12 protein-coding genes and 2 pseudogenes are annotated in these 12,633 nt (G+C 63.7%); 11 read left to right on the forward strand and 3 right to left on the reverse strand.

Features of this window, described 5'->3' with window-relative positions; genetic code table 11:
- Positions 1 to 55 precede the first annotated feature (55 nt).
- The 11 genes and pseudogenes from H6935_01920 (at position 56) to H6935_01970 (ending at position 11,702) form a co-directional block, all read left to right on the forward strand.
- On the forward strand, positions 56 to 1,090 hold the full coding sequence (locus H6935_01920; protein ID MCP5277102.1) for an extracellular solute-binding protein: 1,035 nt from the start codon (positions 56 to 58) through the stop codon (positions 1,088 to 1,090).
- Between the two features lie 16 nt (positions 1,091 to 1,106).
- Positions 1,107 to 2,666: an iron ABC transporter permease gene (locus H6935_01925; protein MCP5277103.1), complete on the forward strand. Its 1,560-nt coding sequence runs from the start codon at positions 1,107 to 1,109 to the stop codon at positions 2,664 to 2,666.
- Positions 2,659 to 3,405, forward strand: coding sequence for an ABC transporter ATP-binding protein (locus H6935_01930; GenBank protein MCP5277104.1), 747 nt, complete (start codon positions 2,659 to 2,661; stop codon positions 3,403 to 3,405). Before H6935_01925 ends, H6935_01930 begins: the two co-directional genes overlap by 8 nt.
- Positions 3,402 to 3,923, forward strand: coding sequence for a hypothetical protein (locus H6935_01935; GenBank protein ID MCP5277105.1), 522 nt, complete (start codon positions 3,402 to 3,404; stop codon positions 3,921 to 3,923). Before H6935_01930 ends, H6935_01935 begins: the two co-directional genes overlap by 4 nt.
- A gap of 3 nt (positions 3,924 to 3,926) precedes the next feature.
- Entirely contained in the window at positions 3,927 to 5,168 is a 1,242-nt protein-coding gene (locus H6935_01940) for a radical SAM protein (GenBank protein ID MCP5277106.1), read from the forward strand.
- 1,267 nt (positions 5,169 to 6,435) lie between these two features.
- Positions 6,436 to 7,176 (forward strand): thrombospondin type 3 repeat-containing protein, encoded by a 741-nt coding sequence (locus H6935_01945; GenBank protein MCP5277107.1) that lies wholly within the window; start codon positions 6,436 to 6,438, stop codon positions 7,174 to 7,176.
- A gap of 62 nt (positions 7,177 to 7,238) precedes the next feature.
- Positions 7,239 to 7,946, forward strand: coding sequence for a PEP-CTERM sorting domain-containing protein (locus H6935_01950; GenBank protein MCP5277108.1), 708 nt, complete (start codon positions 7,239 to 7,241; stop codon positions 7,944 to 7,946).
- Between the two features lie 952 nt (positions 7,947 to 8,898).
- The gene (locus H6935_01955) at positions 8,899 to 10,173 is read left to right on the forward strand and encodes a thrombospondin type 3 repeat-containing protein (protein ID MCP5277109.1); all 1,275 of its coding nucleotides are present in this window, start codon (positions 8,899 to 8,901) and stop codon (positions 10,171 to 10,173) included.
- A 689-nt stretch (positions 10,174 to 10,862) separates the two neighbouring features.
- Positions 10,863 to 10,943, forward strand: a pseudogene (locus tag H6935_01960) (PEP-CTERM sorting domain-containing protein).
- A 126-nt stretch (positions 10,944 to 11,069) separates the two neighbouring features.
- A complete protein-coding gene (locus H6935_01965) occupies positions 11,070 to 11,288 on the forward strand; it encodes a DNA-binding protein (protein ID MCP5277110.1) in 219 nt (72 codons plus the stop codon).
- A gap of 3 nt (positions 11,289 to 11,291) precedes the next feature.
- A pseudogene (locus H6935_01970) lies at positions 11,292 to 11,702 on the forward strand (type II toxin-antitoxin system VapC family toxin).
- Positions 11,703 to 11,753: 51 nt separating this feature from the next.
- Here the strand turns inward: H6935_01970 and H6935_01975 are convergent.
- From H6935_01975 to H6935_01985, 3 genes are all read right to left on the reverse strand, one after another.
- Positions 11,754 to 11,906, reverse strand: coding sequence for a hypothetical protein (locus H6935_01975; GenBank protein ID MCP5277111.1), 153 nt, complete (start codon positions 11,904 to 11,906; stop codon positions 11,754 to 11,756).
- Between the two features lie 83 nt (positions 11,907 to 11,989).
- Positions 11,990 to 12,379 (reverse strand): type II toxin-antitoxin system HicB family antitoxin, encoded by a 390-nt coding sequence (locus H6935_01980; protein ID MCP5277112.1) that lies wholly within the window; start codon positions 12,377 to 12,379, stop codon positions 11,990 to 11,992.
- Positions 12,380 to 12,388: 9 nt separating this feature from the next.
- On the reverse strand, positions 12,389 to 12,571 hold the full coding sequence (locus H6935_01985; protein ID MCP5277113.1) for a type II toxin-antitoxin system HicA family toxin: 183 nt from the start codon (positions 12,569 to 12,571) through the stop codon (positions 12,389 to 12,391).
- Positions 12,572 to 12,633 lie beyond the last annotated feature (62 nt).

Raw genomic sequence — 12,633 nt, forward strand, 5'->3', positions numbered from 1 at the left:
GTCCTGTAGTCCTGTAGGACGAGGGTCCATTTTTTTATTGGCTGGAGGTTTTTCCATGAAACGTCTGCTTCTCGCTTTATCCCTGATCGCCCTGGCCCATTCCGCTGCCGTGAGCGCGGCTGAAACGGTCCGGGTTCTGTCCGATCGCACCGAATCCCATCTCAAACCCATGTTCGACTCCTTCACCAGGGCGACCGGCATCCAGGTGGAAGCCGTTTTCATGGACAAGGGCCTCATCGACCGCGTGGCGGGCAACCCCACCGAGGCGGACGTGGTGATCACCAAGGACGCCGAACTGATGGAGATCGCCCGGGACAAGGGTCTCCTGCAAGCCTACAACTCCGGCCTCATCAACAAGGCCATCGACAAGCGCTTTATCGGCCCAGGCTCCAGCTACTTCGTCGACGCCTACCGGGCCCGGGTGATCTTCTACTCCAAGGCCCGGGTCAAGCCGGAGGAACTGTCCACCTACGCCGACCTGGCATCTCCCAGGTGGAAGGGCAAGCTGTGCGTCCGTTCCGGCTACCATGACTACAACATCGCCCTGTTCAGCCAGATGAACGTGGCCTACGGCCCCGAGCAGACCCGCGCCATCATCCAGGGCCTCCACGACAACCTGGCCCGGGAGCCCAAAGGCAACGACCGGGAGCAGGCCAAGACCATCCACGCCGGCAAGTGTGATCTGGCCCTGATGAACGTGTATTACCACCCCATCATGATGGACAACCCGGAGCAGCGCCCCTGGGCCGAGGGCATCGGCGTCTTCTACCCGGACCAGAGCCGCGCCGGCGCCTTCATCATGCGCAGCGCCCTGGGCCTGACCAAGGCCAAGCGCAACGTGGCCGCCGCCACGAAACTGATGGAGTACTTTGCCAGCGATGAAGGCCAGGCCCTGATGAGCAACGTGACCTACCAGTTCCCCACCAACCCCGGTGTGCCCCTGAATCCCAAGCTCGCCACGCTGGGGGCCGAGCAGCCCGGTGTGAAGGGCGGCCAGTTCAAGATGAACTTCGTGCCCCTGACGACTGCCGCCCAGCAGCGGGAAGCGGTGGTGAAGGTGCTGAACGAGGTCCAGTTCGACAAGCTCTGACCCTGACCACCACATCATGCGCCGGGCTCCCAGCCCGGTCTCCACGCCTCCTGAACCCGACGCCATGCCCATGATCCTGTCCCTGCTGGCCCTCGTGATGCTGGTCAGCATCCCTGGCCTATATGTCCTGGGCCAGGGCATGGCCCAGTTCTCCATGCCCTGGTGGACCCACCTGGCCGACACGGTCCTGCCCCAGTACCTGCTGGATTCCATGCTGGTGACGGGCGGCGCCACTGTCTTCGCCCTGGTGACGGGCGGACTGCCGGCCTGGATGAGCTTCCGCTATGTCTTCCCGGGGCGGGCCTGGTGCGTGTTCAGCCAGTTGCTGCCGCTCACCATTCCCGCCTACGTGGCCGCCGGTCTCTACATCGAGGCATTTACGGCCGACTTCTTCGTCAGCCGCTGGGCCCTGGCCATGGAACTGGGCGCGGCGGCCTCCCCCCTGGTCTTCATGTTCCTGCGCCTGGCCCTGGCGCGCCTGCCCGCCGCCCTGTTCGAGACCGCGGCCTCCCTGGGCAACGGATCCTTCCACCGCCTGTGGCGGGTGGGCCTGCCCCTCCTGGCCATGCCCATCATCGCCGCCGCCTGCCTGGTGGCCGCCGAGGCCCTGGGCGAGTTCGGCGCCTCCAGCCGGCTGGGCATCACCACCTTGAGCGTGGGCCTCCACGAGCAATGGCACGCCCTCCAGCGCCCGGAATTGGCCACCATGCTGGCCCTGGTCCTGTTCCTGCTGGCGGTACTGCTGGCCACGCCCGTGATCCGCCTGGGCCTGGGCGGCCAGCGCGCCCACCACGCCGGCAGCCTGCAGACCCTCCAGCCCCTCCGGGCATCGCCCCTGGGTGCCCTGGGCATCCATCTGGCCTGCCTGCTGGCTGTGCTGCCCGGCTTCTGGGGTCCCCTCTGGCTGGCCCTGGGCTGGGCGCAGGAGCGGCTGGACAAAACCAACCTGGCACCCCTGTTCGGCGATGCCGGCAATACCCTGGCCACCGCCCTGGCCTGCGTCGCCGTCTGCCTGGCCCTGACCCTGCTGTTCGCCTACCTGCTGGAGACCGGCGAGCGGGTGCGGCGCAGCGACCGCTCGGTCTGGCTGGTGGCGGTCAACTACCTGACCCCGTCCATGGTCCTGGCCCTGGCCTGGCTCGCCAGCGGCCTCTCCGGGCGGTGGGTGGTCGTCCTGGCCATGGCGGTCAAGCTGTTGCCCCTGCTGCTGCTGCCGGTGGCGGACGCCCTGGCGCGAGTGCCCGCGGCCCAGGTGGAAACGGCCCGCGGGCTGGGCCATGCCCGGCTGCATACCTGGTACCGCGTGCTGCTGCCCCAGTTGGTCCCCGTCCTGGCGGGGGGTGTGCTGCTGGTGTTCGTGCTGGCGGCCACCGAGCTGACCCTTTCCCTGGCCCTGCAGCCCTTCGGCTATGGCGCACTTTCACTGCGCATCTTCGCCTGGGCGGGCATCAACATGACCCAGCTGGCTTCGGTATGGGTCATCTGCCTGTGCCTGCTGTGCCTTTACCCCGTCTGGCGCCTCTCGCGCCTCATCGACCATTCGAACCAGCCACCCGGCGGAGCCACCCATGCTTGAAGTGAACGACGTTTCCCTGCTCCTGGGGGAGCGGGAACTGCTCTCCCGGGTCAGCTTCACCCTGGACAAGGGTGAGACCCTGTCCCTGCTGGGGCCCAGCGGTGGCGGCAAGACCACCCTGCTGCGCCTGATCATGGGCTTCCAGGCCCCCACCGAGGGCCGCATCACCTGGCAGGGCAGGGGACTTTCCTTCCCGGGCCGCGTCGAAGTGCCCACGGAACGCCGGCGCTTCGGCATGGTGTTCCAGGAGGCGGCCCTGTTCCCCCACCTCAACGTCACGGAAAACGTGGCCTTCGGCCTGAATCGCCTGGATCGGGAGACGCGCCGTTCCAGGACTTCGGAATGGCTTGCCCGCCTGGGCCTGGAAACCCTGCGACGCCGGCCCGTCCAGGCCCTTTCCGGGGGCGAGCGCCAGCGGGTGGCCCTGGCCCGGGCCTTCGCGGCCCAGCCAGAACTGTTGCTTCTGGACGAACCCTTCAGCAACCTGGACCGCCTGGTGCGGGTCGAATTGCTTGAAGCCCTGCGCGGGGTGCTGAACGATACCCACACCACCAGCATCCTGGTGACCCACGATGTGCGGGACGCGGTGGATTTCGGCTCGGACCTGCTGCTCGTCGCCGAAGGCCGCGTGCAGTGCCGTGGCAGCGTTGATGAGGCCGTCGCCACCGGGAACGACTGGACCCGCCGTTTCCTGGCCTGCGGCCTGGGGCAAACCCTGAAGGAGGAGCAGACGCCATGAAGATCCTCAAGGTACGCCGCGGCTACACCACCAATTCTTCCGCCGCCAGCGAGTTCATCCCTCCCCACCTGCAGCCGGGCTATGTGCCTGCCCAGGTGCCCACGGCACCCGGCGGGGCCCCTGCCCAACCAGGCGTTGCCCCAGCGCCGGTTCCTGCTTCGGCTACGCCATCACCCACGCCTGGGCCAGCCGTCAGCCCGGCCCCGAAGTCCGCACCTCCCAAGCCCGTGCCCATCCCGGTGCGGGTGGCCCCGCCCAACCCCGGGTCAGCCCCGGGCAACCTGAGCGTGCCTGCCGCGCCTGCCTCGACCACCACTGCGGCTGTCCCCGAGGCCACCACCGCCATCACCAGCCAGGCCAGCCCTTCCGCCACGGCCCAGGCCCCCGCGCCGGCCCAGGGCTGGAGCAACTCGGCTCTGCTGGGCGTGTTCGCAGCCCTGGTGGCCGCGGCCTTCCTGGGGGAAAAGGCCCTGCGCCGCCTGTTCCGGGCCATGAAGCGCCGGGACGAGGCGGAGTAGGGCATGTCTGAAATCCTCCTGCGTAGGGAGTCCTACGGCGGCTTCATCTTCCATCCCGTGGACGCCACTTTCGTGCACCTGGACCCGCCCGCCTTCCAGGTCGTTCGGGACGCCTTCTGCCATGGCCTCGAGCCGGCGGACGAGGAGGGGGCCGGCTTGCTCCGGGACGTGCGGGCCGCCCTGCCGCGGCCCATCGGCCCGGTTCGCTACCTGGACCTGACGATGGAGGAGCCTGCCCCCGTCTCCAACCTCTACTCGGCCCCCACCCTGGTGGACTTCCAGATCACCGACAACTGCGAACTGGCCTGTCCCCAGTGCTATGCCTCGTCCCGGGCTGACGGCAAGCATGCCGCCTGGGAAGACGTCCGGCTGGCCCTGTCCCGCATGCGGGAGGCGGGGGTGTGCCAGGTAGCCATCGGCGGCGGCGAGCCCCTGCGCCATCCCCGCTTCGCGGACATCCTGGCCGAAGTGCGGGCCCACGGCATGGTGCCCAACGTCACCACCACGGGCATCGGCGCCACGGAAGCCCAACTGGACGCCATGGCGCAACATTGCGGCGCCGTGGCCCTGAGCCTGGAAGGCGTGGGGGAGCAGTTCTCCCTGCGACGCCGCCAGGGCTTCGACACCTTCCGGGAACAGGTGGCCCGCATCCAGGGCCACGGCATCAAGCTGGTGCTCCAGATCACCCTGAGCGCGGACAACTTCGAGCAGCTTCCTGACATGGTGGACTACGCCCTGGGCATCCAGGACCTCTATGGCGTGATCTTCCTGGCCCACAAGCCCGCCGGCCGCGCCACGGACTTCGACTCTCCCCTTTCCGCCCGGCCCTTCGCGGAGGTCTATCCCCCCGTCATCCAGGCCGTGCAGGCCCTGCGGGCCCACACCCAGGTGGGGTTCGACTGCTGCCTGAGCCCCCTCATCACCTCCGTGGAACAGGACCTGGGCTTTCCTCCCACGGGCGTGGTGGAGGGCTGTTCAGCTACCAGGGGTTCCCTGGGCCTCAGCGTGGAGCTGGACTGCGTGCCCTGCACCTTCCTGACGGACCGCCCCCTGGGCAACCTGCGTCGGAATTCCTTACTCGATATATGGAGAAGCCACCCCTCCCGAAGCTTCCGCACTCTCCAGGCCGGGTTCCTGCAACGGGACGCCCGCTGTGGGGGCTGCGCAGTCAACGCCGTATGCCTGGGCGGCTGCCCGGTCTGGGACCTGGTGGGCTGCCGCCACGCCGAGCGTGTCCAGAATTAGGGCAATTTCTTAGGCGCACGTACGTAGTAAATCTGTTCTGGTCCGGCAACTTGCTCCGGCCCCTTTGTTCAGCGTGTCGAAAAAATTTACACGGCCAAGACTTTGGGCTGGGTTGTCTTTTTAACGCGTTGTTTTTAATGATAAAAAATACTTGGCTTGGTAGTTGCTATTGATTAGGTGCTTAAGCGCGGTCAGTTGTCGTGAAAGCGGAATCGAATGGTACGGGGTACACGACAACTGGTTTGGTAATTACCAATTCAGAAAGCGAGGCCAACAAATGTCAGTCCAGAAGCAGCAGACGAAACGCCCGGCAGGTTTCCAACCCAAGATTATCAGCGCTTTGTGCGCAGCGGCCTTGCTCTCCATCAGCGCAAGCGCCTTGGCTATCACGCCTTTCGAAGTGGACGTCACCCAGTCCATCGATGACGGCATCGCGTGGCTTGACACCAATGGTGCCTTCAACGTATCCAATTCCGCAGGCGACGCAGCAGGTCTGACCACCCTGGCATTGCTGGAGAAGCGTGCCAGCGGTGATCCGAGTGATCCCCCCCAGGGCTACGCCGGCGCGAATGCCGTTGACCAGGCACGGCTTCGTAGATCCATTCGCTATATCATCGACCGGATCAGTGCCACGGGCAACGGCTTCTACGCTTACCGTGACGGCGGCTTCATGATGGCCCTGTCCCTCTACATGCGTACCGGCGGCCCGGACAAGGATGACGGCCCCACCTCGGAACTTGATGGTGCCCCCCTCACCTTGCAGCAGGCCTTCAACCAAGTGGTAGACCGCACCCTGGCCAATCAGCGGACCGGCTTTGCTGACTCCGCTGCACCCTATCCCGAGAACAACGGCTACTGGTGCTACACCAACAACGGCTGCCGCGACTCCTCTACCACACAGTTGGTCGTGGCTGGTCTGTCTGCCGCCTTGTCTCTTTACTCTGATCCCACCTTCGCAGATGCCGGTCGCCTTGCCAGCGTACAGGCCGCCGCTGCCTTGGCGCGCAATGCCTATCGCCGGAACGGCGTTCCCGGTCAATCCTTTGCGGCCTGTGGTGAGCTACCGAATGAAAAGGGCCATGGGTACAACACTGGTAACCAGAACAGCATCCAGCAAACCGCATCCGGTACCTGGATTCAGTTGGTGGGCGGCGCCAACGTCAATGACCCGGATGTGCAGGCTTACCTGCGCTGGCTACGAAATCGCTATCGCCACCAATATGATGCTGGTGCCTTGGCAAGCTGGGGTTCCAGCCACTGGTATTACATGTGGTCTTTCTCAAAAGCCCTGGAGTTCATCCGCAACGCAGGACTTCCCCTGGATGCGGGCAACATAGGCCCCGACGACTTTGGCACCCTGGCTGCGGCTGACGCGCCCGCATGTGGCACGAGGCAGATGCATCGCGATCCGGACGCAGACACCCGCGTGGCCCGCTTTGGTGCCGGTGGTGCAGGCTACTATGGCGACGAGCAACCCCGCGTTTACTACGACCTGGCCTACAACATCATGGGTTGGCAGTGCGGCACGGCGGGTAGCGGGGGCCAGTACGCCTGTAACGGTGCACCCGGCGCCTGGAACAACTATTCCCGGCAGGCCTACGCCTTGCTGGTGCTTCAGCGCTCCACCGGCGGGGGCTGCGTGGACACGGACCAAGATGGCATCTGTGACGATGTGGACAACTGCCGCCTCAGCCCCAACCCCGACCAGGCTGACAGTGACCAGGACGGTGTGGGTGACGCCTGCGACAACTGCGTGAGCACGCCCAACGCGGGCCAGGAAGACAGCGACAACAATGGCATCGGTGACGCCTGCCAGGTTTCCAAGTGCGACGTGGACACCGACGGCGACATCGACAAGCTGGACCTGTCGATGATCAGCAAGGCCCGTGGCAAGACCGTGCCGCCCATGGATCCGGCCTATGACGCCAACAACGACGGCATCATCAGCCCTGTCGACGTCAAGGCCTGCATTCCCCAGTGCACCCGGGCCAACTGCGCCACCCAGTAACCTCTGTACCCCCCGGCCGGGCCGGGGGGTGAGCAAAGATCTACTTAACTAGGAGCTTTATCATGAAAAAGACCCTGCTCTCCCTGGCCCTGGCCCTCGTGGCAGGCAGCGCCCAGGCAGTGCCCCTGTCCGATCTGCTGAACGGTGGCAGCATCACCAGCGGCGACAAGCGGTTCGACAGCTTCGAGTTCATCAGCTACGACGCCGGCGATCCGACCCGTGCGTTCAACGCCGCCAACATCGACGTCACCGCCGGTGAAACCAATGGCGTGTATGGCCTGGACTTCGGCATCCTCAACAACGAAATGAGCGTCACCGGTGATGGCATCTACAACTACATCGACCTGATGTTCGGCTTCCGGGTCAGCGTCACCGACCCCGGCATGGTCATCAACGGCGCGGAGCTGAACTTGGGCAATGCGGTTCTTGCTAACACAACCAGCGATCTGGGCATCACCATCGTGGAGTGGGTGGGCAACGCCCTGGTGACCGATCCCTTGACGGGTGGCTTCATCGATACGGAATTCAGCTGGTTGGACGGGCAGGGTTTGACCTCGGACACGTCAGCCAGCAAGGCTGTCAGCCCCGTATCCAGCCTCTGGGCCACCAAGAACATCCTGGTATGGGCATCCGACGATGCTGAAACGGCCACCCTCGGTAGCTTCAACCAGCGCTTCACCCAGGAAGCCGCGGTGCCCGAGCCCCACGTGCTGGGCCTGCTGGGCCTGGGCCTGCTGGGTCTCATGGCCGCCCGCCGCCGCGCTGCCTGATCAGCCGCCACGGCAAAACAAAACCCCGCTTCGGCGGGGTTTTTTTATCAACCTGGCAAGGCTGAGCGGGGACCACAAGCCCGCGATAGGGTGTCAAATTTAGACCATTCCACGAGTTGCCCCACAGGAACAGCCGAGGTGGGAGCAGTGCAAGCCGGATTTCACTCAGATTCCGTCAACACCCGTATCCATGCCGCGCGCCTGCGTGTCCAGTTCCGAGTCTTCATGCCGCATTCCTCCCACGGGACATGTTCAATGTCCACTTGTCGAGAATGTTTACATGGTTCACCAATACAATTGACCAAAACAAATAACCCATTGATATTAAATAAAATAAAATCTGGCCTAGTAATTGCTTAATCTCGCATGCTTAAGCGCCCAGTTGTGGCAAGTACGTAGCCAGCGGGTACGAGCTTCCAGACAATTGGTTTGGTAATTACCAACTACGAAAGTGAGGCCAACAATGTCAGTTCATCAGCATCCAGCCAACAACCCCGCAAGGTTGCAGCCAAAACTGCTTAGCGCGCTTTGCGCAGCGGCCTTGCTCTCCATCAGCGCAAGCGCCCAGGCAGTGACCCAATTCGAAACCGACGTCAGTACCGCCATTGATCGCGGCATCGAGTGGCTCGCCAACAACGGCGCCTTCAACAACCCCAGTTCCGCTGGCGATGCCCATGGGCTGCCGATGCTTGCGCTGCTGGAAAAGCGCGCCAGCGGTGACCCGACCGACCCGCCCCAGGGTTATGATGGCGCCAGCGCGACCGACCAGGGCAGACTGCGCAACGCTGCGGCCTACATTCTCGACCGCGTCAACGAGACCAGCTTCTACGCCTACCGCGACGGCAACTTCATGTTCGCGCTGTCGGAGTATGCGCGTACCGGCGGCCCCGACAAGAGTGTGCTGGTAGCGGCCAATGCGGATTACCAGACCATCAAGGAGGCCATGGACGCCATGGTCGACCGCACGCTGACCGCTCAGCGCCAGGCCCCCGCTTACCCGAACGCGATCGACCAAGGCTACTGGTGCTACTCGAACGCGGGCTGCGAGGACTCGTCGACGACGCAGTTCGCCGCCGCCGGCCTGGCGGCCGCCAAGGCCTTCTACACCTCGGGCAAGAGCGGCGACGGCGGTGCCTGGGCTGACGCAGCGCGCGTCGCCGCAATCGACGCCGCCCTTGCCCGGGCAAGGCAGGCTTACGAACTCAATGCCGTGCAGGGATCGGACTATGGGGTCGACGCTGGCCAGAACTGTGAGCTCATGTCGGCGACCGAGCGCGGCCACGGCTACCGCACCGGCTACGATCCCTCTTTACAGCAGACGGCTTCTGGCGTCTACATCCAGCTCTTCGGCGGCGCCAACGTCAATACGCCCAACGTCCAGGCTTACATGGAGTGGTTGCGCAACCGCTACCGCTGGCAGAACCTGGACTCTATGGGCAACTCTTGGTCCGGGGACTCCTACTGGTACTACCTGTGGAGCTCGTTCAAGGGTATGGAACTGATGCGCAACGCCGGTATCGCACCCAACCCCGGCAATATCGGCCCCGATGACCTCGGGACGCTGCCCTCGGGCGGTGCACCCCTTTGCAACCAGCGCCAGGATCGCAAGAACCCGGCAACATACGCCCAGGTCGCATCGTTCGGTGCCGGCGGTGTAGGCACCTACGGTGACTACCCGGCGGGTCAGTACTTCGACTACGCCCACCAGATCATTGGCCACCAGTGCTACGACGGTGCAGCGCCCATCAACGGCAATGACGGCCGTTTCAACTGCAACAGTGCTCCCGGAGACTGGAACATGTATTCGCGCCAGGCTTATGCGCTGCTGGTGCTGCAACGCGCCACGGGCGGTGCCTGCGTGGATTCCGACGGTGACGGCGTGTGCGACGCGGACGACAACTGCCCGATCAATGCCAACCCCGACCAGGCCGATCGTGACCAGGACGGTGTGGGTGACGCCTGCGACAACTGCGTGAGCACGCCCAACCCGGGCCAGGAAGACACTGACAACAATGGCATCGGTGACGCCTGCCAGGTTTCCAAGTGCGACGTGGACACCGACGGCGACATCGACAAGCGGGACCTGTCGATGATCAGCAAGGCCCGTGGCAAGACCGTGCCGCCCATGGATCCGGCCTATGACGCCAACAACGACGGCATCATCAGCCCTGTCGACGTCAAGGCCTGCATTCCCCAGTGCACCCGGGCCAACTGCGCCACCCAGTAACCTCTGTACCCCCCGGCCGGGCCGGGGGGTGAGCAAAGATCTACTTAACTAGGAGCCTTATCATGAAAAAGACCCTGCTCTCCCTGGCCCTGGCCCTCGTGGCAGGCAGCGCCCAGGCAGTGCCCCTGTCCGATCTGCTGAACGGTGGCAGCATCACCAGCGGCGACAAGCGGTTCGACAGCTTCGAGTTCATCAGCTACGACGCCGGCGATCCGACCCGTGCGTTCAACGCCGCCAACATCGACGTCACCGCCGGTGAAACCAATGGCGTGTATGGCCTGGACTTCGGCATCCTCAACAACGAAATGAGCGTCACCGGTGATGGCATCTACAACTACATCGACCTGATGTTCGGCTTCCGGGTCAGCGTCACCGACCCCGGTATGGTCATCAACGGCGCGGAGCTGAACTTGGGCAATGCGGTTCTTGCTAACACAACCAGCGATCTGGGCATCACCATCGTGGAGTGGGTGGGCAACGCCCTGGTGACCGATCCCTTGACGGGTGGCTTCATCGATACGGAATTCAGCTGGTTGGACGGGCAGGGTTTGACCTTGGACCCGTCAGCCAGCAAGGCTGTCAGCCCCGTATCCAGCCTCTGGGCCACCAAGAACATCCTGGTATGGGCATCCGACGATGCTCAAACGGCCACCCTCGGTAGCTTCAACCAGCGCTTCACCCAGGAAGCCGCGGTGCCCGAGCCCCACGTGCTGGGCCTGCTGGGCCTGGGCCTGCTGGGCCTCATGGCCGCCCGCCGCCGCGCTGCCTGATCAGCCTTATTCGGCAACCCAAAGCCCCGCTTCGGCGGGGTTTTTTTGTGTATTCCGGCAGGGTTGTAATACCTGTCCACGGAAGTAAAATGCAATCATTGCAATCAATCGTGGTGGGAGGGACCAATGTCGACCAATCTGGTGGTTCGAAACATCGACGAGGAATTGGTGCGTGCGCTGAAGCAGGTGGCGGCTGCCCATGGCCGCAGCGCCGAGGCCGAACATCGGGAAATTTTGCGGACGGTGTTGCAGAAGCCTGCCCGGCGTTCACTGGCAGAAGTTCTGGCCGGCATGCCGGATGTTGGGGAAGATACTGATTTCGAGTTCCGTGCCAAGGCAGGCTGAACGATGTATCTCGTCGATACCAACGTCATCAGCGAAGCCCGCAAAGGTCACCGTGCCAATCCTGGCGTGCAGGCGTTCTGGAAGACGGTCGAGCCGTCGGCTATCTATCTGACCGTGCAAACCATCGGGGAAATCCGGCGCGCTCTCGAAATGATCCGGCGCCGAGGCGATGGCCCTCAGGCCCAGCGTCTGGAAGACTGGCTGGCGTTGCTCGTGAAAGACTAGGCCGATCGCATGCTCGGTTTTGATCTGGATTGTGCACAGGTCTGGGGCAAGCGCATGGCCCCGAACCCGGAACACGCCATAGACAAGCAGATTGCCGCCATCGCGCTGATCCATGACCTGACCGTGGTCTCCCGCAACACAGAGGATTTCTCTGGTCTAGGAATCAGGCTGACGAACCCTTTCGTGTGAATTCCAGGAAATCTTTAATTCAAGTAATTTATGGACTTAAGATGACGCAACTCAAGCGGCCGGCAGGCGGTCCAGGTTGCACTCCATCTGCATGAAGGCGCAGCGGTGGGACATGAAGCTGTCGTAGAGGTGCAGGTCGTATTGCTGCCGCAGCCGGTGGTAGCCCAGGTTGAGGCGCTCGAAGTAGTTGCGCAGGCGGCTCATGTATTCCGGGTGGTCGCGGCCGCCCCAATGGGCGTTTTCCCGAGAGCCTGGGAAAAAATACGCGACCCGGAAGAACCGATTTCTCAGGCCGTCAGCGCCAGATGGGCGATGAAGCCGGAACGGCTCTCTCCCGCCGCTCGAGCCTTGGCATCCAAGCGGGCGAGCACACGACGTGGCAGGGTGATGTTCACCCGCTCTGTGTGATCTTCCAGCAGGGCTGGATCCACCTCGGCCAGAGCCCAGATCCAGCCGGCGAATTCCGGACTCTCCCGATGCGTGGAAACGCTGCCAGGCTTGGGGATGTCGCCCCCATCATCCAATGCCGTCTCGATCCACAACGTGATGGCCTCGCTGGCATTGGCGATGGCCTCATCCAGGGTGTCACCCGCCGAAAAACAGCCGGGCAGATCGGGTACTACCACGCCCCAAGCGTGGGTGTCGTCTCCGGGTTCGATGGCAATCGGATATCTCATGGTCTTCTCCTACTTCAAACCAGCCTGCTTAAACAGCTTGTGGACCAGACCCACGCCCAAGTCCTTGCGCGGATGGGGTACGCTCACATGGCCTGGTCGCTCAGGGTGCGTGAAGATGTGATGCGACCCCTTAATGCCGCGTAAGACCCAGCCAGACCGTTCCATGAGCTTGATCAATTCCGAGCTGTTCATGGCACGCAGTGTACACGATACACACTTTGTGCGAGAAGCTTGCCCAAGGTGGACTAACAGTC

The sequence above is a fragment of the Thiobacillus sp. genome (assembly GCA_024235835.1).
Classification (GTDB): domain Bacteria; phylum Pseudomonadota; class Gammaproteobacteria; order Burkholderiales; family Thiobacillaceae; genus PFJX01.